We start from the raw sequence: 24,172 nt of genomic DNA, 5'->3' as shown, positions 1-24,172 counted from the left end.
TGCAGAAAGTATTGGTGTTATAGGTTTTTTATCTATATTACTTATATTTATTGTTTCGATAGATTCATTACCCGCCGCATCTTCTGCATAAACGGTGTATGTGTCATTTTCGCTTACTGTAAACGTAGTTCCATTTAATTCCTTCCCTGCATTTTTGAAAAACTCAACAATCTGATTCCCTTGTGTCCATTTTTGAACAAGTATATCCTTTTCATAATCAAGAGAAATTTCGTAGTTAAAATAATCATCATATGTTCTCGTGTCGACAGCTGGTTTCGTGACATTACCTTGATAACGATAAACACGGGTGTCGCTTGTTGGTCTTGTAACGTTTCCTCGATAAGCAGTTACTGTTTTTTGTGTTTTATTCACAACCCCTTTATACCAAGTTGTAGAGGTCATTGAATTCCAATCGTAAAGACAGTCAGAAGGATATATAATACCCTTAAATCCTTCCGGATCTGTATATTCTTCAGCGTGATTAAAACACTGCATACCGGTTAAGTAAAAAGCAACCGTTTTGGTTTCAGGAGGATTAATAGGAATAGTTTCAGTATAAGGTTCCAAATATCCAGTATATCCTTCACTGTTATAATTTGGAGTTGGTTGATTTGTTACCAACTTTGTATGTAATGGCGTGTAACTACCACTTGCTACATACTGTGATAACGTTCCTACATAACCACCAGAGTTATAACTAATCGATGTTTGACCTACAACAAACTTAGTATCTGCAGGTGTATAACTCCCACCCGTTTCTACTTTCCTCGATGGGTTACCTCCAAAAATTTTCGCAGTAACCATTTCTCCGTCCACGCTAACAATTTCAACGTTTCCGGTATTAGCCTTAGCCTCACTTAATAATTTCAATCCAGGGATTGTAAATGTATGAGTTTGAGTGATGCTAGTACTTTCGGGTGTCTTGAACAACTCATTGTCAAGGTCTCGAATATCCGCTGTAATTGTTACATCTGTAGCTGTAAGCGTGGTAGGACTTGCTGTTAAGGAAATAACAGGAGCCAATCTATCGATATTGGTTATTTTGATCACTTGAACCGATATATTACCAGCTGCATCTTTTGCATAAACGGTGAAAGTACCGTTTTCACTTACTTCAAAACTGGCGCCAAGAGTGGTTCCTGATGAGGCAAAATAGGTTGCATCATGAGAACCGACAGCCCATTTTTTTTCAGATATACTGCTATCGTCTGCAATATTCGCTGTCACGATAATATTTTTATTGGTAGGTAATGAAATATTGGGTGTTAATGTAATAACAGGAGCTACCTTATCAATATTACTTATCGCGATTAATTTAACAGACTCATTGCCAACCAAATCCCTAGCGAATACGGTGTATGTACCACTATCCATTACTTTAAATGATTTACCCGTAAAGACATTTCCGCTATCTGAAAAATAGCTAACAGGATGATTTCCCATTGCCCATTTTTGTACGGGCACATCTTTTTCATAATCAAATGTTATTGCGTACTGATAAGTATCCGTGTACGTTCTTGTATCTGTTGCAGGCTTTGTCACATTACCCTGATAACGCGTTGCAGATAATCGGGTTGCCATTCCTGCGTAGGTTACAGTGACGTCTTGTCTATATATATTCGTTTCAAATGTATACCAATTTCCTGAAACTATTTTTGAAATGGGAATATAACCAACAACGCCTCCGGTGTTATATCTATATGTTTCGGGGAATTCAAAATTTGTAATCACTCCTGACCAACCAGAACTTACATGCACGTTGTAACCACTTAAAATATGGCTAACATACTCCTGTACTTCACTAGTTTGATATGCTGTTAAATTTCCTGTGTAACCTCCCGAATTATAGTAAGAAGCTGATTGATTTGTTACAAACCTCGTATCCGGCGGCGTGTAACTCCCTCCGGTCACTTCACGCCTTATCGGAACACCATCTTTCATCTTCACCGTCACTTGACCTCCATCGACACTAACCACCTCAACGGTTCCGGTATCAACTGTGACCTTATCCATCTTTTTCATATGAGGGATTTTAAACGTTTGTGTATGTGTGCTGTTTGTACCTTCATCCGTTTTTAATGTCGTATTCTCAACATCTTTAATATCAGCCGATATCGTAACATCCTGATTCGTCAGAGCAGTCGGATTAGCTGTTAAACCAATGGTTGGAGGAGTAGTGTCTCCTTCATAATCAAACATCACTTCGTATTGATAATAATCTTGGTATGTTCTTGTATCTGTAGCAGGAATAATCTTCGTACCTTTATATTTTTGTGTGTAGTTATATGTTCTGGTGTCCTTTGCGGGTTTTGTAAGTGTTCCATATGGAGCGAAGTAATTTCCATAGTTAGGAAAACTTGTTTTTTGACCTAAAGACACCTCAGGAATTTTATAGAGTTCTTCGAAGAAAGAACTGTAGTTACTCCAGTACCACTTCTGGATTACTAGATTACCACTATAGCCATCTGGGTCAATAAAATATACAGTATTATTCGGCGTGTTTCCTCTAAACTGCCAATTTATACACCCTGTATAGTTTCCGCACTCTCCCACCTCAAAGTGAGTATACCCAAGTAAACCATAACCGTTTCCGTGCCAATTACTCTTTGTTCCTCCTGGGTCATAGCTTCCTCCAGTTTGCACTGATGTAGCGGAACCATCTTTGGATAATGTGATATTATTTTTTGTTATATTCACTGGAAAGCTACCTGTCGTATTAGTTCGGGTATCTGATTCAGTTTGAGTTGATTCTGGTGTATAGGTCCCACCGGTTTGTTCTTGCCTTGAACGAACTCCATCTTTCAACCGTACTGTCACTTCTTCCCCAACGACACTAAGTACTTCGACATTTCCTGTATTAACCGTTGAGCCATTTAATTTCTTTAACCCAGGAATAGTAAACGTTTGAGTTTGGGTACTGCTTGTACTCTCGGTCGTAACAAACGACTTCGAATTTCCATTATCATTTTTTTTTGCTTCTACTTTTTCTCCCTCTACTTCTGCAGCAGAAACAGGAGGTAGCATTGGTAACACGGATATCAATATCATTTGAACCGACAATAGTAAATACATAACTCTATTAAATCGTCCCAGCAACTTCTTCTTTTTATTACCTCTATTTTTTCTCATCATAATTCTCCTTTCAATTTTTATTCAAAAAAAACCGCCATATCGGTAAGCGATATGGCGGTACCACATATAATCAAGGTTTTATAGTCGCCCCATCTATTTCTTTATAATTCGAAGTGACAGAACTTTGGGTTTCCCACATGTTCACCTTCTTGGAATCAATCATTAAAGAGGATTGCTCAACGGGTATTTGTGGAGCAACTGGCACTTGTTCAGGTTTGGGACCCTCCACACGTCTAGTCCCTGCTTTCCCTGGTGTGAGCTTGCCGTCCATAGAAACGAATTTCTCCACTTCAACCATGTCGTTTTTCACATCTGGCGTCCTACTTCCGAGATTCGCCGCTTTTTCAAACTCAGCTGATTGGTTCGGAACTGCTGGTTTACTGTTGCCTCCATTGACTACTTGCGTACCAAGGTCCAAATTGTCACAAGGTTTAATGAAAACATGATCTTCAATTTTTACACTGTGTTTGGAACTTGCTGTGGCATGATCTTGATTAGCTACAATTACTTCTCCGTTAGGTAAGGCATAGTTCCCGAACACTGCATTATCAAAAGAATAGACGTTCAAATGTCCGATTTGCCAATAGCCAATGGAATAATTATCATTAAAATCTAGAGCTCGTTCAACGACTTCTTCATGATCTTCATAGTCATAGCACGTTTTATCAACTTCATCGCCTTTGTCATTGATATAAGAGCAATCATATGAATATCGCGTTCTCCACTTTAAATGATAACTTTTCTTAACATTGATGGTATAGCCTACACCACCTGTCATATTGACATATCGATAATCCGTCAAGTATTTTTCTGATTGACCCCATACCTTCAAAAATTCAGAGGAAGGGATACCATACTTCTTGACATCGAATTCCGCGCTTTCTTGTGATTCCGTTATTTCACCGTTGGGATCTGCTATTTGCTGTATTTCTAGACTGACTAACTCGCCGGATGGATTAACGTTTACGTCTAAGCTGCATGTTCCTGCAGGAGCAGATGGCGGCTCAGTCGGATTACAATTATCTCCGCCTACTGTTACTGAGACTTTTTGGGTTGCGAAACGTTTAACGGAATCTTCAACCTTTAATTCAGCTGTATAGTTACCACATTCAGTTGGTACCCAAGCGCCAACATTTTCTTGATTATATCTCCCTGCATGTTCCTCATGTGGCTTGTCAGGATTTGCAGTAGGCTTGGACGAATGAAAGCTGAGGTCAGATTTGAATTCTTCGGCACCATCTTTAGTTATTGTTATGCTTGCGTCAACGGCTGTTCGTCCTTCCGATACATATTCGTATCCATTAAAGGAGAAATTAACAGTATTACCTAACTCCACATTGGTCGATGTAGCTTTAAATTCTTTGATATCTGGCCAACTTGTTCGAACAAACCGTAGCCAGGTTGGGTTTACTCCACTAAATGAATCAGAAGCGTTAGCATTATCGGCAACACCACCAGAGTAATAAGCTAGTTCAACAATGTAGTAAAAGTCACCATACTTGTAGCCATTTTTACTATTTGTAATACCATGGACCGGTAATTCTCTTTTCATAAATTCAGGATTTCCGTTATAGACTGTACGCATTACGGAATCGGAAACTCTTTCTATTTCAATAACGTTCCTTGCCGAGTTCTTACCGGGAAGTGGTACAAGATGATAATAGGCCTGCCCCTGTTGCGCCCGGTTGATAATGCCAACCCACGGATCGTAGAAAGAACTATTCAGCCCAGGCGCATAGGAGCTACCACCAATTCTTCCATCGTACATTGTCGGGTACCGCATCTGCCCCAGTATCGGATTAATTCCGATTGTTTCATCAGCACGACCATACGTAGAACTACCACCCTGCGGGAGTAATGGAGCGAGTAGTTCTACTGCCCCGCCATTATAAAATGGCAGTGAATTGCTTGCTGCGTCCGCTTCTGTCTTAATAAGTAAAAGTGGTAAAAGTAACAAGAGCATCAGTGGTAGAATCGCTGTTTTTTTTATTGACTTCAAAAAAAATCACCACTCTCCATCTTTCACTTCTATCCATAAATAATTCAAAAACGCGTTTGCTCCCACTTTCGCCTCATATCCATTTGCTTTAAATATTTCTCCATTCCCCTGGAATACGCGTTTAGCTGGAGGTTTATGGCCTTCGCTTTTTAATGCATTATCGGCTTCTTTAGCCCGAGTTCTGATTTCATCTTCCAAATCGAATTGAGGATACATCATTTCAAATAGATTAATAGCGGTATCAATAGAAATTTTGTTTGTGTAGTCAATATAAAATCCTGTATGACCATCATTCGAGCTAGTAATTGTTAACTGCGGGTGGTTATTGGGTAACGAAGACACGTAATTATCTTCCATTAGTACAATGTTTCCGCCTATATTCGCATACTTTAAACCCGTACCTTTTACAATCGCTTGACCATCCGTCAATACTGTTCTCAAATCATCGGCATTATACGTGTTACTATTCGTCATTCCTTGCTTATAGGTAGGATTATTAATCTTAGACTGGAATAAAGGATTATTTGTAATGGATTTATTAAAGTCTTCCAACTTCATGGACGATGCTGGCACATTGGGTTTTGATTCAGGTATCGGCTTAACCACAACATCATCCTTCATGTTCATAGCGCGATGCATGAATACCGCATAGTGTGCGCGAGTCAGTGACTCAGCAGGCTTAAAGTAACCGTTGTCGCCTGTTGTAATGCCGTTTGAATAGAGAGCACGTACATATTCATTTGCTGAATGATTTTTAGGTACATCTGGGAAATTGAATTCTGTCTTTGGTTTCAAGTCAAAAGCAATTGTTAATACTTTTGCCATCTCTGCACGTGTTATAGGCTTATTCGGATTGAAATTCCCTTTATTATCTGGCTCGAAAATACCAGCTTGTTGCAACTTTTTAATATCCAAGAAATACGCATTCTTTTCCGTAATGTCATTGAATTTCACAAAATCTTTTGTCGAAGGTAAATCTTTAGCTCGACTAACAAGTGCTGCAGCATGTTTTCGTGTAATTACCTCATTCGGTTTGAACGCCCCGTTTTCATAGCCACTAATGATGTTCTTATCCCGCATTTCATGAATGACATCATAATATGGACTATTCTTCGATACGTCAGTGAATGGATTTTTTACAACTGCATTCGCCTGTATTGGTGCAATAATTGCAGGTATAACAATTGCGGATGCAAGTGTAGCGATAAATAGATTGTTTTTCATTTCTTCTTCCCCCTTGAATAAAGTGATTGATTAACCTAATCTAATTATCTCATATAACGTGAAAGATGAAAAAAAGCCTAGGATACCAAACACGTCTTGCTTATACGATTCATACCGAACAGGACCTATAAATTCCGTATGAAGCTATAAGGCACCTCCTAAATAAAAAAAGGAAGCACCTCGCAAGGCCTGTAAAATTACAGGCTCTCGCTGAGGTGCTTCCTCTGGATAACTATTAAACTCTATATGCATTAATAATAGCATAGCTTGAGAATATTGAAAACCCCGAGTAATGGATTACAGTCTTGTATCTTAAATAATATGAACCAATAACTGAACATTTACAGTCATTGATTCAAACAAGACTTTTCAAAGTACCCAGCTTTAGCAGCATCCTTCTTTGACGGATAAATTTCAAGAACTGAGTAATTGAAATTGCATGATTCTGCATAAAATATCTTTTGACTATTTACCGTTGTAGCGTGGAACATATCTTGCTTAACTAAGCGGCTTCCCGCTAGTGCGTATTCATTGAACGTGCCTCCCCCTCTTTCATAGGGGTAGCCCTGAAAGAATGCAATTACACTGACATCATCAATGGTGTTATACCAGTCTTCTTGCGCTATCAGAGGCAATGTGAATGTATAAGTAATACCTAGACTTTTCGTGTAGACATTATGCTCATTTATTCGATAAGCCAACTGATTTTGCATGGTATTAACGATTGTATCCCGGCGAATCTTGTCAAATGTGTCAGCATCCTTCAATAATTCGATACTGATCTCTTCATCATTGAGTAATTCACGACGGTCTCCTTCTATCCACTCATTAAGACCTGCATCAAAAACAATTACATATTCATCTAATGTGAATTTGATAATATTACCTTTCACGTCACTATAGGCAAAAGGTATTTTCGGCAGCCAAACACGATCGAAGAGTGTTTCATTCCCATTTATATATTTTTGATAAACGTTCAATGAAAAACCATCATATTCGAGTACGCCAAAAACGGGTATATAACGTCCCAATAATTCTTTTGTAACATCATCTTCGGAACCGAAGTTTAATGATAATGTATCAATAAATGTTTCAAAGGCGGGTTCTTTATTAATTCGAGAGAACTTGGTGGAAGAATAACCATATTCGTAATTGGGTTTTGCATTCAATCGCAATTGTTCCACCGCGTCATGCGTAGCAGCTGTCATTGCCCATTCATAACTATTATTAGCCTTTGCAAACGTATTGGTATCTTCCGCTCGCCATTGTGCGAAAATGAAGAGTGGAAAGACAATAATAAGATAGAATATAATCATATTGGACATCTTCATTCAAGATCATCTCCCAGGACGTAATCTTCATTCAAGATCATCCCTCCATAAGGAATGGAAATGACAACACCGTTTCCCCTATTCCCGCCCGTTAAGTAATCAAAAAGCAAACTCGCTTTAGTTCGTGTCATATTCTCTACATTCACATTAAAGGTGTCTCCAACAGTCATGAGATATTTACGATCATTTTTCGGCTTTTTGTTCGGCTCTTTATACAGGTAATCCAAAATTTGACTTTTGAAATATTCATCTTTAGTTACGATGTATTCATCTTTAAATGTTGCAGGATTAGTTGGGTCCTCATAGACTGGTGTATAAACTTTCTTCTGATGAACATATTCAGTCTTGTATAGATAAGAACCTATCTCCAAACTTGATTCAAAATCCTCTACCATCTGGGGTGATATGTACCCTTTCATACGAACATTATCTACAAAATTTGTTACAGCTTGAAAAGCTACTTGATATGCAAGGTCATCTTGTGCCTTATACGATTGGTAGACAGGAATAAAAATAATCATAATAACTAATAGGATAACTACAAATACTTTGGAAAAAGCATTCGGCACGTTTATTACACCTCTTTCCGATAGAAGCTAATTTCACTAACTTTACCATCAGTATCAACTTTTACTACCCATTCATAAAGTTCCCTAAGTGATACGACTGACCCTTGATATAATCGTACGTCTTCATCAGTTCGAAATAAAAAACCGTCCACGATAATCGGAATATTATCCTCGCTTAGCTGATAGAGTTTAGCGACGACCTGTGCCCCAGTGAACGGGACATCTTCTGGAATATCTGTCTGTTCCACAAAAACGGTAGCTGCGGATGGTACAAGCTTGTAATGATCCGGCCACTCGGTCATCGACCAAAATGTATAAGCTAATGCGGTCATCGTCAGGATTACCGCTAAGGCATTCCCTAAATAGGTATCAATGGATTTAATCATAGGAATTGCGGGAGTGATAATTGATTAAATACTCCCTTCCCTCCTTCTTGACGGCTGTCGTCACTTATTCTTGTTCAAAATTACGATGTTTACCGTAAGAATGGCGGGAGTGGTCACAAAAGAAACACTCCCTTCCCTCCTTTTATACGTTTCGTAACTTAATCTTGTGTGAAAAGAATCGCCCGGATAACGTTGTTACTGTCACGCTCAACAGTTGCTTTGAACATTCCGCTTGGATTTACGTATTCAGGGTCTGTAGAAGTATTCACCTTTTCTGGAGTGATTCCACCTGTTGAAATACCGCCTGCTGTTGTAAATTTATTGTAGTACCAAGTACCAGCAGTGTTTTTGCCTGTCTTGACATTGATTGCGATGTTTCCAGAAATTCCCTCTGCTTGAAACTTACGAAGGGCGTTCACAACTTGGGAACCAGAGATTGTCGTATTATCATAAATAAGATATTTTTGATCCTTCAGTTCTGTTGTTGCAGATGAGAAATCAGTTGTTGCTGCTTTAGCTGCCTCAGTAGCAGGACTAAAAACGTTAACAGATATACCAATCAATGCTAGGGCTAGGAATAGTGCCGCCCCAAACATTAGGGCAGTGGCTGTACTTTCTTTCATAAATAAATTCTCTCCTTTTAAATTAAAATAATTGGTCTAAATTTATTAATCGACTCAGTGAGACTCCACTTCATTCACCTTGACCAAACTTTAGGGCACGGATAACGTTGTTGCTATCGCGCTCAACTGATGCTTTGAACATACCGCTTGGGTTTACGTATTCAGGATCTGTAGAATTGTTAATAGTTGTCGGTTTTTTACCATTACCATCACCTGTGATACCAACTATTTTGTCGAATGTGTTGTAGTACCATTGTCCTAGCTTGTTTTTACCTGTCGTTACATGGATAGCAATGTTTCCAGATTCGCCTTCAGCTTGGAATTTACGAAGGGCGTTCACAACTTGTGAACCAGAGATTGTCGTATTGTCGTAAATAAGATACTTTTGATCCTTCAATTCAGTTGTTGCAGACGAGAAATCAGTTGTTGCCGCTTTAGCGGCCTCAGTAGCAGGGCTAAAAACGTTAACGGATATACCAATCAATGCTAATGCTAGAAATAGTGCTGCCCCAAACATAAGGGCAGTGGCTGTGCTTTCCTTCATAAATTAATTCTCTCCTTTTTTAACTAAATTTTCGATTAGGTACAAATCCATGTGTCATTTACTTATTCTTGTGCGAAATACAGTGCACGGATAACGTTGTTGCCATCCCGTTCAACAGATGCTTTGAACATACCGCTTGGGTTCACATACTCTGGATCAGTAGATTTGTTTATGTTTGTAGGCTTTATTCCACCAGTACCTATGCCGGCTGTCGAGAATGTATTATAATACCATTCGCCTAGTTTGTTTTTACCAGTCGATACATGAATCGCGATGTTTCCAGATTCGCCTTCAGCTTGGAATTTACGGAGGGCGTTCACAACTTGTGAACCAGAGATTGTCGTATTGTCGTAAATAAGATACTTTTGATCCTTCAGTTCTGTTGTTGCAGACGAGAAATCAGTTGTTGCTGCTTTAGCGGCCTCAGTAGCAGGGCTAAAGACGTTAACCGATATTCCAATTAATGCTAATGCGAGGAATAGTGCTGCCCCGAACATCAAGGCAGTGGCTGTACTTTCTTTCATAAGCTAAATCTCTCCCTTTCATTTAGGTTTTGTTCTTATATCGACAAGCTCTTCCGCTTGGAGATAACACCAGGCTAGGATAATAGAAAACTGATTGAACCGATTCATATACCGGATACTATTTGCCTCGTAAAGCGCAGTATGTTTTGAGAGAAATTCCAATCAATGCTATTCCGACTAATAAGCTGCTACCAGCTTTGAAAGCTGATTTGGACTTCCGCTCACTTCTAAGTTGCATCTGCATCACCCCTTTCAAGGAAATACCTGTTGGTTACAATCGCGTTAGCATGTCCTTCGATTCCACGACACTTGAATAAATCAGAGGACCAACTAGGTAGAGAAACGTTAAAGCAGACATTGGAGCCCCAGCAAGCATGTTTGCCCAAGAACCCTTTTCCTCCAGTGAACGTTGATTTGCTTCTGTTCGCTGTTCAAGATAAAATTCACGTTCCATATCAATGTCATCAAAGGCTTCTTTGATGGATATTCGAATTAACGAGAGTTTCAATCGTTCGATAATCTGATTAAATGGCTCGAAACTGATTTGTTCCCCTAGTTCGTCAAGTGCCTCCTCAGGACCAGAATCATATATTTGAAGTACTTCTTGCAGCGGATCTTTGAATACCACTCCAAACCTCTCAAGCCATGTAAGTATCGAATAGACGCTCATCCGTTCAAATTCCTTTAAAATACTGATAAGAATAAGGTATTGGTGAACCTCGTTTTCCATATCCTTGGTGCGTAACAAGCGCTGGAACTGAAGAATCCAAACAGGAATCATCCACATCATGCATCCAGCTAGAATGGCAACAAGTACTTCCCACCATTTCAAAAATGAATTTTGGACGACGAGCCATTTCTGACTAATTCGGTCCGTTGCTTGTTTAATTTTTATGTCTCTCACATTGTCAATGCCAAGTTGAGCTGCAATGTGCGCTTGTAATTTTTCACTCGACAAACCTTCCATTTCTCTCATGTCTTCGATAATTTGACGATCAAATGCCGTTTGTTCTTCAAACACAGCGTAATCCTCGTCAGTAACGTTCCCGGCAAATAATGTAGCGGGAACCACCGAATATAAAGTTGAATGTTCCTGGCGTTCATGTGCGTACCAAAAGCCGATAGTTAGCAATAGAAAACCACTAGTAGTTAACAACATGCGATGAAGTGTCAACCACTCGATTTTTAGGGGAGAGTTTGCATCTTTCAAAAGCTTTTTCAACTTGAAATGTTCTTTGGAAAAATAGGTCGGTGTAAATCCATTCACAATAGCTTTGAGGAATGGGACCTTTTCAAGTGTCCACTTTTCCCACTTATACCGTTTAGTTGTCGCTTGATACTTGGCTTCATTAATTTCTCGCATTTTTCGAATTAAAAAGTAGGATAGTAGTGATATCCCATATACAAGCACTTCTGCTAGAAAACCAACACGAGACTCGTAGAATGTTTTCATTACAGGGAATGTAGAAATTGCCCAGTTTTGTATTGGAAGAGCTCCAAAAATCGGGATGAGCGAAAGAACAGTTAACCCTCGCATTTTGTAAGTTAATTTCGACCGATACATGATCTCAGAGTTTAGTTCTTGGTTTACTCCTGTTAGTCCCTTCAAAAAAGCACTACCGCGTTCGTTGATTACATCTCCTTGATCTTTGACGAGAACAGCAAGTCCAGCGATGATTTTCAAAAATCTAGAAGGGGCAACTTCTTCATACTTTGCCAGTTCCGCTTCCGGATCAACATTCGTTAGAATATGGTAAATACGGTCTGCTTGTACCCGCATTTCGGGACCAGCATGTTGAATAGATTCATATACTGCTTCGTCAACCATCTTCGATTGTTGGTAAAAGTAGCGAAACCGATTATTGAACTCTTTCAATTGATTTAGAAGTCTTGCTTCTACTCGATATACGAAGAAATCGAGCATGACGCCCGCTAAAAAAACAACACCCAGAAAAACCCAAAATATAATAAGCCAACTTGGGCGTACTATTAGTACCGCTAAAACAATCGTAATAATCAATGTTGCAATCGTAAATACAATCCGCATTACTTCTTTTCGTAAGGTGTATTCATCGTAGACGGAAAGGGTTTCAATCCGCATACGGATTCGCAAAATGATTCCCTTTAATAAAGGCGTTTTTATCGACTGCGTATATGCTGTCTGCGCGTATTCATTTGAATTCACTTTCCATGTCGATGAAGTAGCTCCGAAATCGAAAGGATTCGTACCTTTACCTTTGTTTGAGCGCTTTTTCCCTATGATGTAAATACCTAGAAGTACTACAAAACCAACGATTGCGATATAGGTCAGCCACTGTATCATGCGACATCCCCCCATACCTCTTTCACAAAGGTGCGGAATGCCTTTTGTTCATCCAAGGATAAATTACTTTCGATATCTTTTTGTCGTTCATGGCTGAGTGGTTCACCCGCTACATACTTACCGTCCACAAATTCAATAACGTTACGAGCTTTGTAATGCTTTTGTGTTTGTCGATTGAAAAAGCGGGTTGCAGCGAGCAAAAACGCATCCATTTTCTCCTCTTGTCCTATGTCTTTCGAGAGAATATCTGTGTCATCTTGGATTGTCTGAACCGGCACACATTCTGTAATCCGTTCAATATATCTGGAACCGTCATAGTCTTGACGTAAGTGAATATCAAATTCTAAAACACTCACAACCTGTTCTTCTGCAATTGCTTCATTAGAAAACGTATTTGTTTTTAGTAGCGAGTTTCGTATACTATCAACAAGAATAGAGAATGTTTTCGCATGGTGGGTGAAAATTGTAAATAAACTTGCAACCTGCGCAGTTTGAATCATCCATGCAGCAACCGGATCGGTTGCCACTTCCCCCAAGATGTTGACCGCCCCATCCGTTTTCTTTTGTAGATCCAGGCCATCTTGTCCGCTAATATTATCCGTTTCTTGAAATGATAAAATGTTTCGATCCGGGTACAGGGACCGTAAGTTCAGCTCAAAACTAGTTTCTTGGATTCGCAGATTCAGCGCTTTGTGAATATGTTCTATTAATGCCATTAACAAAGTCGTTTTCCCGCTTCCTTGTCCACCAGTGATGGCTGTAACCCGATTTCCTTTTATCATATATTTCATTAAGGTAATCGGTAATTCAGCATTAGGGTGTGTAATGAGTTGTTCGAGATCAAGGTTTTGCATATCATACTTTTTCCGAATAAAAAACGCCCATGATTCCGAAAATTTCGGACGAACTACCGTTACACGTGAGCCATCATGCATTTCGTTAATAATGTATGGCTTAGATTCGGACAATTGTCCTGGAAAGTTGTACTTATATGAGTTTTGAACGACCCTTCTAAGCTCAGCTTCATGTTCAAATTGTAAGAAGGAAAGGTGAATGGATTTTCCTTTATACATTATCCATACACTGTTGAGCCCCGTTTTACCGGTACTAAATGAAGAAATCATTTGTTCTTCATTGTCAAAGTTTTCCATTCTCGGGGGAAGTCCTGAAACGCCACCAGATACCCCGTCAATCGAAGCATCCCGAATATCATCAATGACACCGAAACCTTTAAATTGGGCATAAATACGTTGTACGACAATGCGTACTTTATCCTCGTATCTAAGGTATTTGACCTTTTCATTGTAAATTTCGCGAATTTCCCTTTCCTGAATTCGATATCCGCCATCGTCTTTAGGATTAGCAAGACCGTATTCTTCAAGCAATTGACCCAGGCCATTCTTTCCATGTTCTTTTGTATACAGGAATAGAAGAATGTCAAATACATCACGTCCGCTCAATTGTGAGGGAGTATTGAAAGGAATCGCCCAGTTAATGTTTTCTTCATTAAACCCATAGCTCTTTTGTAAGAAATCATACATAAACTCTCGTACATAGGTCTTGGAACCAAAATCGCCGGTATTACAATTCTTAAGAGCCTCCTTAAGTTCTTGACGGCGGCGGTTTTGCCGATTGAATTCCTCTTCGGATAGACCAAGATTATATAAATTCATTGTCGTCAGCTCAGTTAACTTTTCCTTTACATGTTTCTCAATCTTCGGTATGGAATAGTGTTCGCGATCACTGAGTTCTGAAGGTCCTTTTTGCTTGCTACCTTGCAACACTCGCCATGCAACAACAAAAAACACAATACAGATTAACATAAGAATGATGGAAGCGTTAAACCAAAACGTCATGACCAATCCTCCGAACGTGCATAGCCCAGTTTTTTCAGCAAAGCGATGTTAACATCTCTAACTGAGTCTATAAACGGATAGAGCAAGTCACCTTTTTCAACTCTCAACATTCTAACAAAAAATTCTGTAACAGATTCTTGGTTCACCGCATCTCTAAATCCTGTTGCATAAGGAATAGTGAATATGGGAACTTTCGATTTTAGCTGTCGTTTGATATTTCTAATTGAATAATTTGCATTTAGATCATACAGGCCGATAAGAACGAAATAGGGCTTGTCCTTTAATTCCTCAGGTATATCATCAAAGAACTTTTCGATGATGTACTTATTTTGAGGTAGATTAACCAGTACAAAATCAGCATTTTTTAACAATTCAACCGTCGTACGGTCCTTGGTTCCAGCCTGTACATCAATCCACACAAAATCATATTCCACCTGTGCAGCGTGTAAAATCACATTCAACTTCTTCCCATCCGAGTTGTCCCCTTCTCTCATGCTGCCTGAAAGGTAATCAAGGCGGTTCTTATATATCGTTTCTGTGTAATTAGGAACGTCTTCAGGTTTAAGTAGTTTACTTTTCACTAATCGTTCTAAAGCAACTACCCCTCCATCTTCGAAACCAGGTTTTTTCGAATCACTATAAATGGAATCCATCGTTGCATAGGATAGTTGTGCATGTGTTAATAATGAGCGATATGATTGATCTAACGACAGCATTGACGAAAGGGCAATCGTATGAGAGGTTGTAGCGCTTTGTCCGTGAACCGGTGACCAATTCACAATAGTTTTACCCATTTTATTTCTCCTTTCCAAGAACCCTTGTTGCTAGCTTCACTTATTAAGCATTTGTGCTTTCAAGTACAGTTGACTTTATTTGTTTGGATTTTGAGCGAAAACTGAAAAACGATGGTTTCACAGCATCCGATACATCTTTGATATGCATTTCATATAGTGCTGAAACGATCTCAGACAATAACTCTTTGTATTGCTTATTTAATCGTCGGTACGGAATATCTTGTTCATGCTGCATATGGATACGAAGCTCATCACTAAAATCATCTGGTTCGAATAGGTAATTCATTGAACGCCATGCTACATCTACTTTAAGAATGGATTCAAAATATGCGGCATCCATTTTGTATTTTGACTCAAATGTAATCCGCTTCAGCTCGTTACTTTCGCTTGTACGGAATAATGTTTTTAGTAATTCGACATCTCTTAATTGATGGGCCCGGTCAAAATCTCCTACATAGAAACGTTCATCGAAGACTGGCCATTCCTGTTCCAATATTTCCGTTGTATCCATGTCAATTAGAACCACATCGTAATTAATAGATGTTTCACCTGATTGTTGTAAAGAAGATTCAATTTCTAACCAGTTGTTCGTTCCGTACAAAATGTCGACCCCCTGAAAATCAAACAGGCGTTGTTGGCCCCCTTCGCGTACGTATCCATGGCGGTACCATTCGTTTCGTGTGTTATCGACAATCAAGACGCGTTTGTCAAGTTGAGTTAAGACGTGACTGAGGTATATAACAAAATCAGTCTTATTACGGGTGCCGATAAACTGCATTAACTTCATTTTCATTTAGCATCTACTCCTTCTTTGAACGGATCTCCAATCAAATCATTTTCAGTCGGTTGATCGAACTGATTAAGGGCGTTTATTTCACGCTCTTTATCGTCTTGCTGTCGCTGGGCTTCAGTTTCGGCTTGGCCTTGACGAAGTTTTTGACGTAGTTCTGAATTCATTTCATTTAGACCAGACTCTAGGCGGGTTCGATTCTGCTTTTCAAGGTTAAGCTTCGCGATGTTAACGATGTTTGGCGTTTCCTTAATCAACTGAAGCACGTTTGATTTAACTGGGTATGTCATTTCAGAAGCTACTTGCATCGGACCATCTACATATGGAAGTGCGTATATTTTTGCTTCCTCGATAAAGGCATCCACAATGGCAGAACTCATAGAAAGAATTTCTCCTTCATCCATGTTCATCCAAAGTGTTAAACCAGCGGTATCTTTAACTTTTTTCTTAGATAAAAGAATATAATCATCCCCGTTCGGGAACTGAATCCTAACATCGACATAATCCTCATTTTTCAACTTTGTTGGAAGGTCAATAAAGGCATACTCAGTTTCCCGGATGTCGTTACCAAGTGCTTCTTCTTCATAAACCATTGACTCGACAAGGACAGTGTTTGCTTTCAAATCGGTCCGGGAAAAGTAATCAATTGTCTTAATTTCGATAAGTTCCAATCCGTCCTCTGATTTTGCTGCCGCTGATAGTGTGACCTTTTCCAACAGGTCTTCTGTTATCAATTGACCACGGTCTACATCCTCTTTAAGTGCGTAGCCCTCTTCGTTTTGAACGACGGTTTCATTTAATACTTTTAGTTCAGACCGGTACTGTTCTGCTAACGCAAGTTCACTAGCTTGATTTTTCGTGTAGAGTAAATATCCTCCTACTGCAGCGAGAACCAATGTAACGCTAGCTCCAAGAGCGCCTGCCCACAGTAATTTTTTGGTTCGTAATCGAATAGCCAATACGTTTGTTCCTCCTTTTATAAAATTAGAAAAGCACTAATGACAATTAAAGTGAGCGTTATACTTATCACACTGGTCCCGATTAAAGCGCTTTTGGTAAATTTCTTGCCATACCCCTTTATAAATCCGGATAATAAACTTTCTGTAAACATTTCTGCGTCTCTACTCGGCTTATAAGGATCGGTATGGGTCGGAATTGATAAAACTGTTACTTCTGGGATTCTTTCTTGCAAATCTTTCACAACGCTTGGTTCACCGTGAGGGACTAGATAAAATATGTCATTTTCGTTGAAATGTTTTCTGCGAAATTCTTCAATCCAATGAAATTTCCATTCATGGCCCGAACATAATACACCTCTCACGTGGGCCCTTTTAAATTCCTTCTCAAATTCCATGAGATCTAAATTCCCTAAATCCAAAACTAAAAATTCATATATCGCATAGAGTTCTTGCATAGAATCCTCTCCGCGATATTTGAAATGTTCAATCCCATTCATCTCAAAACTAGGTTCGGATAAGATTGGACGGTTTTCACCTTCAAACAATGAATGTATCCGATCAAAATCTTGCGAGGCATTTGCTTCTACCAAAGCAACCATATGTCCTTTTTTCTTTAAAGCAGACGCAATACTAATTGCTGTATGAGTGGTGCCGAGATGTGGGGCCACACTTCCTAGAGCGATTACTACAGTGCCAATGATCGGGTCGTTAGTAATTACCCTAGACTCATCATCGAACCATTCTTTGATAAATTCTTGAGGTTGCTCCATTTTGACCGAAGGTTTACTTTTATCACGACCAGATTCTGACCAATGAAACTTTTTTTTCACTTTTTCATCCAATTGAGCAGGTTGTATAACCTCAGTCTTCTTTTCTTCCATCTCAGCTTCCGGTATTGATTCGGATTCTCTAAAGTCGACGCGAACTGTGGTCTGTCGATTAAAACTTCGTCGCCAGGGAATAGAATCGTCGACCATTCGATGTCGCATTACTGAAGAAAATGATGCTGGTTCCAAAAATGAATGAAGAAGTAAGGGAATAGAAAGTTTGGCTGCATCTTTTACAAAGATATTGTATATCCCCATATCTACCAATTCAGCATGCACTGGATGCCCCTGTCTTTCGGAAGATAATACCGAAAACACAATGCTCGGGAATTTCTCCCTGGCAACAAGTAGAATATCAACTAACAATTCTAAGTTACGGTTGCCCAATTTCGTTGCAATATCAGTGGATATTAAAACACCACTGACTGTCGGATTTCTAGCTATCATATTTATCAAGTCTTCTTCGGAACTTACAATATCAATAATTTGAGCTTGACCATCGGCTTCCATATTCCCCTTTAATTGTTTAGCGAAATCAACGTTGTAAATCGCAAAAATCAACTTCACTGCAAGAAATACCTCCTTTTTGAAGATTTGAAGACAAAAAAAAGCACACACTACGGTTAGTAGTGCGTGCTTCGCAAACTTTGGGCTGTTTTCTATTAAGCTGAGTTCAATATAGCATAGTCAATTTATGTCTGCAAGTGCCAATTTCATCTTACGGAAAGTCTTTTGATATTCCCAAACAATATCCTCGCCACTGTTTATAGTTGGGAAAAGAGGTATTTCCGACCACATCATATCTGCAGTTTGAATATCCTGAATCACTAAATGTTCGACCAGCGACTCCGGTATTGGGAAAAGTGTTGGTGATTTTATCGTGAAACTCATATTTAGTTGAAAAGTAAGTCGTGCAAGAGAGTCTGTAATAAAGGTAATGAATTTACGTGATTCAGCTAGAACAGGGAAATTGACCATTAATCCATCTAATTCAACAAATAAGTTTATCGGACGAGGATCAACGATGAACGCTGTGTATAGCCAATATGCCCATGCACCAATGAAAAACGACTCCAATAATTCTTCATTTGTTTCTCCTTCTATTTTATATACAAAATCTTCATCAACACTAATATTCCATTTTACGTTCTCAAGTTTTTGCAAATGAGTGTTCAATAACGATTTATCTTCTGATTCCTCCATATTTTGTATAGATCTGTAATATCCAATAAGTGGACCTTCTGCATGTGCACGGAAGCTCCCTAACGGCACGAATTCACTTCGCTCCTTTTGGTGAATCATAGATATTAATGAAAAATACATCTGAACCCATTTCATCCGGTCGTTTGAAAATGGATTGTTTTCACCTGGAGATGGAAACTCTTCAAAATGCAATATACTCAATGTATCTGTGAAAGCTATTACATCGCTCGTTACACTTGTAGACATATGGTAGTTGACTTCATTCTTTTCTCTTAACTTTTTCTTTAAAAAGTTAATTAGTAGAGAGTCCTTTTCTTTTGTAATAATGCCCAACCTCGCTTGCGCTTCAATGCTATGATTCCACACAAATATGCCATCTTCATTTTCTGCAATTTTCACCATTACCACATCTACTCCCTTCACATATAAAAAACACACACCTCAAAGTCTTGAGATGCGTGCTTCGCATAGTTACCCCTGTGATTTTCAGTTATCTTCAAAATCTAATGTAGCAGTTTCACTTATTTTTTTCAACTTAATTTGCTGCTCCAACAATGCCGTCTTTTCTACTTCGAGTTTCCTCTTCTCTGATACTAGCTTTTCTACTTTTTCTTTTAAATTAACTTGTAATTTAGTTACTTGAATTTCATTGGGTTCATTTTGCAAGCTAAATATCTTTGTAAATATATTCGGTTTTATGGTCGGATGGCTTGTGAGAACTTCCATTTGAGTTTCAAATAATTCTATTTGATTTACAATACTCCGCATTTTTATTTCCCACTGACTTAACCCATTCTCAATTTGCATTTCTATCAATGAGTTTTCATAATGGTTTTTATATCTTAATAACTCTTGACTCATTTTGGGTAAGATACTTTCTAAAGCCTGCTGCACTTTGAGCTCTACAATTCTTTCTGTACTTTCTTTTTCCTCTGCTAAACCATTTTCATTCACGATAGTTTTCTTACGGAACTCTCCCCTACTGTACTGAGTTTTAGTTCCTATTATAGTTGCGATTTCTTTTGGCTGCTGACCATTATCTCTCAATACCAAAATTAATCTTAACTGAAAAATGGCGATATGGTCAAACGAATAATAACCGTTATCGCTTTGAGGTATTTGAACATACTCTTTCAAGTCATGTCGATTGAGTAAATTTATGATTGTTTGATTATTTGTCACGTTTAACATTTTGGCGACTTGTGTAGTTGTATAATCAATGCCCCATATAATACTTTCTAAGAACTCTTCATTTTCAAATACACGGTTTTGTAAGCTAAGTGTTTCTATATGTCTCCATAATGGATCATCTTTGAAAACCCTTAGAAGCTCTTCCTTTTTTTCTGACGAATCCAACAGCTCATCCCCCTTCAAACGTTGTTCTTACTATGATTCTAACCTATTTACCATCTCTATTCAATCTGGATGATTGACTTGATTCAGTTTGATTCACTTAAAATCAAACTCAATCAAAACTAATCGTATTCAATCAATACGAATGTGATTGAAAAATTTAAAGCAAGTCAAAGCGGTAATCGGTATGTCTAGAACCGAGAAAAATTTCGATTTCACTATGATTGAATACGATTGAATGTGATTTAAAGTGATTGAGTTTAATTTTAAACAAATCAAACTCAATAAACCAACTTGATTTGGTTTTCTGAACAAAAAATACCGATTTGAATATGATTGAATACGATTGAATATGATTGAGTTTGATTTAACCCAAATCAAACTCAATAAACCAACTTGATTTGGTTTTCTGAGCAAAAAAAGGCCAATTCATTAACTTTCTTCATATTTGTGTTACCATCGTGATACGACCATGCATCGATTGTAATACTTTAGTATTACAATCGATGCATGGTCCGGTAGCGGTTGTATTACACTTGTCAAAAGATGTACTTCATACCTGTCTTTAACCTCTAAACCACTCCTCGATATGGAACCGTGAGTAGGGAAGTGAACTTTCAGCCCTATAAGAGAATTCATTTCTATATACCAATTAATGATGTTGTTTTTCATATTCAAAAGGGTGACATTGTATTAAGAATGGAACCCAGAACAATACACGGGTTCGATAAACTGCTAAATTATAATAGAGGTGTAATGTACAGTAGAGTATACAACTCAAAGGGGCGATAGACTTGGACTTACAAGAAGGTAAATATGAAAACAGACTAGTAGCATTTATTGACATACTAGGATTTAGCGCTTTAGTACAAAAGAGTGAAAGTGATACATTGTACGCAGAAAAATTATATAAAGCTTTAGATAATGTGCAAGAGGCAGTTAAACAAAATGAAATAAAGCAATCGACCGAAAACTCAGCACTAGAAATGGCTCAATTTTCAGATAGCCTTGTAGTTAGCTTGCCTTATACTAACTCCGCGAGTTTTTTTAGTTTTGTTATGAAGCTAAACTTAATACAAAAAACCCTTGCCGATGAAGGAATTTTGATACGTGGGGGTGTATCCGCAGGTAAACTTTATCACAAAGGCTCTATCTCCTATGGTCCCGCTTTCATTAGGGCATATAATATTGAAAATGGATTGGCTGATTATCCGCGAATCGTTATTGACCCGCAAATTATAAATTTAAAACTCCTACCCGAGAATGAAGATTTAGAGGATAGTATATTTCAAATGGGGTTTCATAATTTCGAAGGAAATAGAAACCCGATAGTTTTAAAAGATGTCGATAGTTTATATTATATTAATTATTTATATGGAATGTATGAAGAAGAAGAGATAGCAAAGAGTTTACAAATCTTTGTCCTTAAAGAATTGGAATCCCTTGACTCAAATTCCTTAGCCGATTGCAAAGTTATCCGAAAACTAAAGTGGACATTGGCATATATAGAGTCATGCCCTTGGTGAACTAGCAGGAAAACAGGTAACACTACAAAGGTAAAAAGCGGTACTACTTAATCAATTGTAGTACCGCTTTTGTATTGTTCAAAGCAAATGTAGTTCTCTTTGCCGTTTAATCCAAGGAAATACCTATCAGTTTATAATCCCCCGGCAGGAACAATGCAGCTACGAGTAGGGGGCAGTGTGAGGTAGATTTGAACCTGGATCTACCAGTTATCACAAGTAAATATGTATAAGTAAAAAAACCACCCGAGGGTGGTTAAAAGTTGTCTGGATCTACATTACTTGTGTTAGCCCACTTTTTTGTCTCAAGAGAGTTATCTTCTAAATCATTTGATTCTATTGACGCTGTTGACTCTGCTGACTCTGTTGACGCTGTTGGCGCTGTTGACTCTGTTGGCGCTGTTGACGCTGTTGACGCTGTTGGCGCTGTTGACTCTGTTGACGCTGTTGGCGCTGTTGACTCTGTTGACTCTGTTGGCGCTGTTGACTCTGCTGACTCTGTTGACGCTGTTGACGCTGTTGACTCATCATGTTCGAACTCAGAAGTGATAGTTTCAACGATTACTGGTACTTTAACAAGTTCACGCTGCTGAATGCTAGTTTTTGTATCTTCAAAATGAAATCTTCGCGGTAGCATATTTGCGACATTCTTATTTCCTGTTTCACTGTAAAGTTGTTCCAAGGCATAAATTACGAATGCTGATACATCATCTTGTTTAGCAATCCAATCAAAGAAATGGTCTGGAAGCTCTTTGTTTAGATAGACAGATAGGCGTTCTCCCGGTTTATGAATTTTGTCTCTTTTTTTGCTCATAATATCCGCTAGGAAACATTATCTCCTGAAGCGATTTCACCTCGCTTTTCACTTCTCAACAAATGCTACTACTTTTTAAAGTAGTAGCACAAGCTGGTCATCATTGTATGCCTTTATTATAAACTCAAACTTCGTTTTTTTAACCGAAACGTATCAATGAATATTATTTTCCTGACTTAGTAGCTAACGCTGTATCCTTAGACGCATCATATACTGGTGAAAGGGCAAATACTAATAAACCTCGAGCGTTTACGTACATAGGATTACCAAGGAAGACCACATTCGTTAAACGATCTTTTGACTTCAGAATTTCTTCTAAGTGCGATTTTAAGATAATTGAACCACCACCATAAATAAACGTGTAAGGATCATCCTTTAAATCATCGATTTTATTAATGATAGCCTGACTCAATAATATGGCCAAGTTGCGTAAGGGTATTTTAGATATAGCCAAAAGATCGATATGTCTTGGGTGTTCTGAATTGAAATAGATTTCATTGTACTCAGAAATTCCATTAATCGATTTTCTAGGATACTCCTTGTTCCATCTTTTAATGATTTCGTTTATCGTGTCCTTCGTACCGTAGTTCAGGCCTTCTGACATTCTAGGCTTGTATTGAACTCCGTCGGTAACAACGATCTCGGTTGTACCAGCACCTATATCGATGTGAAGTAAAAGCTTGTCCGAAAAGTTGATCGTTTTTAATTTATCGTTCGTTTCAACTTGACGAGAAGATAGGTTGCCTTTTTCGTCGAAAACTACACCCCAAGCGGCAGCTGCACCTTCAGGAATGCATTTGCAAAATTCTACATTTACTTCCACAGTTACGTTTCTACCTGATGGATGATGGTACACAACTTCGTGAGCACCCATCAATCTTTTTGAATGCGCAATAGCTTTATCCTGAGTAATCGTAGCCACTGGCAACGCAACCGACAAATCGAAAGACATTTTGATCATATCTGTAGTTGGATTTCTTTTAATAGCTTCCACAGCAAGTGCTGAAAGAGTCAAAATGACTGGAATTTCATCAGTTGACTTATCGGACAGCTTTTCAAACTCATTCCCTTTTATTTGGTTTCCAAGAACCGTTTCTCCCACATAGTAACGTAGGTTATTATGTTTGAGAGCTTTAGAGTTTATCGTAACGTCAATGTTGTCTAACAGTTCATCTATTGGTATATCTGCCTGTTCGAATTGTTCTGTAGCATTTCCGAAATGTAATGCGTAAGTGGAAGGCACCATTACCGGATCTTCGCCTTCTACCCACAGCTTTAACGCGTTGTTCCCTGCATCTACACCGACTTTAATAATTTTGCTCATTTAATCTCCATCTCCTTAGAAAAGTTTGCCTTACTATTTACAGTTTACAGCGTTGTTAAGGGTTTAGCAAGTAT

At 38.5% G+C, this 24,172-nt stretch carries 19 protein-coding genes and 1 pseudogene; 1 reads left to right on the top strand and 19 read right to left on the bottom strand.

The window, feature by feature from the left end; translation table 11 throughout:
- The 17 genes and pseudogenes from I2483_RS09950 to I2483_RS09870 all read right to left on the bottom strand — a co-directional run.
- Positions 1-3,129, bottom strand: a pseudogene (locus I2483_RS09950) (hypothetical protein); the annotation flags it as partial.
- A gap of 73 nt (positions 3,130-3,202) precedes the next feature.
- Positions 3,203-5,131: a DUF5704 domain-containing protein gene (locus tag I2483_RS09945; RefSeq protein WP_207152533.1), complete on the bottom strand. Its 1,929-nt coding sequence runs from the start codon at positions 5,129-5,131 to the stop codon at positions 3,203-3,205.
- Positions 5,132-5,137: 6 nt separating this feature from the next.
- Positions 5,138-6,355: an S-layer homology domain-containing protein gene (locus tag I2483_RS09940; RefSeq protein ID WP_207152532.1), complete on the bottom strand. Its 1,218-nt coding sequence runs from the start codon at positions 6,353-6,355 to the stop codon at positions 5,138-5,140.
- A gap of 347 nt (positions 6,356-6,702) precedes the next feature.
- Complete coding sequence (locus I2483_RS09935) at positions 6,703-7,686, bottom strand: hypothetical protein (RefSeq protein WP_207152531.1); 984 nt, start codon at positions 7,684-7,686, stop codon at positions 6,703-6,705.
- Positions 7,683-8,255, bottom strand: a complete 573-nt coding sequence (locus tag I2483_RS09930) for a hypothetical protein (RefSeq protein WP_207152530.1) — start codon at positions 8,253-8,255, stop codon at positions 7,683-7,685. The genes I2483_RS09935 and I2483_RS09930 overlap by 4 nt, the downstream gene beginning before the upstream one ends.
- 5 nt (positions 8,256-8,260) lie before the next feature.
- Positions 8,261-8,587 (bottom strand): hypothetical protein, encoded by a 327-nt coding sequence (locus tag I2483_RS09925; RefSeq protein WP_207152529.1) that lies wholly within the window; start codon positions 8,585-8,587, stop codon positions 8,261-8,263.
- Positions 8,588-8,799: 212 nt separating this feature from the next.
- Positions 8,800-9,264 carry a hypothetical protein gene (locus I2483_RS09920; RefSeq protein WP_207152528.1) on the bottom strand — a complete coding sequence of 155 codons (465 nt, stop codon included), beginning with the start codon at positions 9,262-9,264 and terminating at the stop codon, positions 8,800-8,802.
- A gap of 70 nt (positions 9,265-9,334) precedes the next feature.
- Entirely contained in the window at positions 9,335-9,808 is a 474-nt protein-coding gene (locus I2483_RS09915) for a hypothetical protein (RefSeq protein WP_207152527.1), read from the bottom strand.
- Between the two features lie 62 nt (positions 9,809-9,870).
- Positions 9,871-10,332: a hypothetical protein gene (locus I2483_RS09910; protein WP_207152526.1), complete on the bottom strand. Its 462-nt coding sequence runs from the start codon at positions 10,330-10,332 to the stop codon at positions 9,871-9,873.
- A 271-nt stretch (positions 10,333-10,603) separates the two neighbouring features.
- Positions 10,604-12,655 carry a hypothetical protein gene (locus I2483_RS09905; RefSeq protein ID WP_207152525.1) on the bottom strand — a complete coding sequence of 684 codons (2,052 nt, stop codon included), beginning with the start codon at positions 12,653-12,655 and terminating at the stop codon, positions 10,604-10,606.
- Complete coding sequence (locus I2483_RS09900; RefSeq protein ID WP_207152524.1) at positions 12,652-14,511, bottom strand: ATPase, T2SS/T4P/T4SS family; 1,860 nt, start codon at positions 14,509-14,511, stop codon at positions 12,652-12,654. The genes I2483_RS09905 and I2483_RS09900 overlap by 4 nt, the downstream gene beginning before the upstream one ends.
- Entirely contained in the window at positions 14,508-15,305 is a 798-nt protein-coding gene (locus tag I2483_RS09895; RefSeq protein ID WP_207152523.1) for a hypothetical protein, read from the bottom strand. The genes I2483_RS09900 and I2483_RS09895 overlap by 4 nt, the downstream gene beginning before the upstream one ends.
- Before the next feature lie 43 nt (positions 15,306-15,348).
- Positions 15,349-16,098 (bottom strand): hypothetical protein, encoded by a 750-nt coding sequence (locus tag I2483_RS09890; protein ID WP_207152522.1) that lies wholly within the window; start codon positions 16,096-16,098, stop codon positions 15,349-15,351.
- Positions 16,095-17,054, bottom strand: coding sequence for a hypothetical protein (locus I2483_RS09885; RefSeq protein WP_207152521.1), 960 nt, complete (start codon positions 17,052-17,054; stop codon positions 16,095-16,097). Before I2483_RS09885 ends, I2483_RS09890 begins: the two co-directional genes overlap by 4 nt.
- 17 nt (positions 17,055-17,071) lie before the next feature.
- Complete coding sequence (locus I2483_RS09880) at positions 17,072-18,448, bottom strand: hypothetical protein (protein ID WP_207152520.1); 1,377 nt, start codon at positions 18,446-18,448, stop codon at positions 17,072-17,074.
- Positions 18,449-18,568: 120 nt separating this feature from the next.
- Positions 18,569-19,486, bottom strand: coding sequence for a hypothetical protein (locus tag I2483_RS09875; RefSeq protein ID WP_207152519.1), 918 nt, complete (start codon positions 19,484-19,486; stop codon positions 18,569-18,571).
- A gap of 84 nt (positions 19,487-19,570) precedes the next feature.
- Positions 19,571-20,440 carry a MerR family transcriptional regulator gene (locus tag I2483_RS09870; protein ID WP_207152518.1) on the bottom strand — a complete coding sequence of 290 codons (870 nt, stop codon included), beginning with the start codon at positions 20,438-20,440 and terminating at the stop codon, positions 19,571-19,573.
- Between the two features lie 791 nt (positions 20,441-21,231).
- Here I2483_RS09870 and I2483_RS09865 point away from each other — a divergent pair.
- Positions 21,232-21,963, top strand: a complete 732-nt coding sequence (locus I2483_RS09865; protein WP_207175594.1) for a hypothetical protein — start codon at positions 21,232-21,234, stop codon at positions 21,961-21,963.
- Between the two features lie 253 nt (positions 21,964-22,216).
- Here the strand turns inward: I2483_RS09865 and I2483_RS09860 are convergent, their stop codons facing one another.
- Together I2483_RS09860 and I2483_RS09855 are read right to left on the bottom strand one after the other, a co-directional pair.
- Positions 22,217-22,774, bottom strand: a complete 558-nt coding sequence (locus I2483_RS09860; RefSeq protein WP_207175592.1) for a hypothetical protein — start codon at positions 22,772-22,774, stop codon at positions 22,217-22,219.
- Positions 22,775-22,937: 163 nt separating this feature from the next.
- Positions 22,938-24,098, bottom strand: coding sequence for a ParM/StbA family protein (locus tag I2483_RS09855; RefSeq protein ID WP_207151473.1), 1,161 nt, complete (start codon positions 24,096-24,098; stop codon positions 22,938-22,940).
- Positions 24,099-24,172: the final 74 nt, after the last annotated feature.

The sequence above is a fragment of the Sporosarcina sp. E16_3 genome (assembly GCF_017347125.1).
GTDB lineage: Bacteria > Bacillota > Bacilli > Bacillales_A > Planococcaceae > Sporosarcina.
This window is presented reverse-complemented; position numbering and strand designations above follow the sequence as displayed.

Coding starts and splice junctions, on each gene's coding strand:
- I2483_RS09940 (WP_207152532.1), bottom strand. CDS start 6,355: ATGAAAAACAATCTATTTATCGCTACACTTGCATCCGCAATTGTTATA.
- I2483_RS09935 (WP_207152531.1), bottom strand. CDS start 7,686: ATGAAGATGTCCAATATGATTATATTCTATCTTATTATTGTCTTTCCA.
- I2483_RS09925 (WP_207152529.1), bottom strand. CDS start 8,587: ATGACCGCATTAGCTTATACATTTTGGTCGATGACCGAGTGGCCGGAT.
- I2483_RS09920 (WP_207152528.1), bottom strand. CDS start 9,264: ATGAAAGAAAGTACAGCCACTGCCCTAATGTTTGGGGCGGCACTATTC.
- I2483_RS09915 (WP_207152527.1), bottom strand. CDS start 9,808: ATGAAGGAAAGCACAGCCACTGCCCTTATGTTTGGGGCAGCACTATTT.
- I2483_RS09910 (WP_207152526.1), bottom strand. CDS start 10,332: ATGAAAGAAAGTACAGCCACTGCCTTGATGTTCGGGGCAGCACTATTC.
- I2483_RS09905 (WP_207152525.1), bottom strand. CDS start 12,655: ATGATACAGTGGCTGACCTATATCGCAATCGTTGGTTTTGTAGTACTT.
- I2483_RS09900 (WP_207152524.1), bottom strand. CDS start 14,511: ATGACGTTTTGGTTTAACGCTTCCATCATTCTTATGTTAATCTGTATT.
- I2483_RS09895 (WP_207152523.1), bottom strand. CDS start 15,305: ATGGGTAAAACTATTGTGAATTGGTCACCGGTTCACGGACAAAGCGCT.
- I2483_RS09890 (WP_207152522.1), bottom strand. CDS start 16,098: ATGAAAATGAAGTTAATGCAGTTTATCGGCACCCGTAATAAGACTGAT.
- I2483_RS09875 (WP_207152519.1), bottom strand. CDS start 19,486: ATGGTGAAAATTGCAGAAAATGAAGATGGCATATTTGTGTGGAATCAT.
- I2483_RS09860 (WP_207175592.1), bottom strand. CDS start 22,774: ATGAGCAAAAAAAGAGACAAAATTCATAAACCGGGAGAACGCCTATCT.
- I2483_RS09855 (WP_207151473.1), bottom strand. CDS start 24,098: ATGAGCAAAATTATTAAAGTCGGTGTAGATGCAGGGAACAACGCGTTA.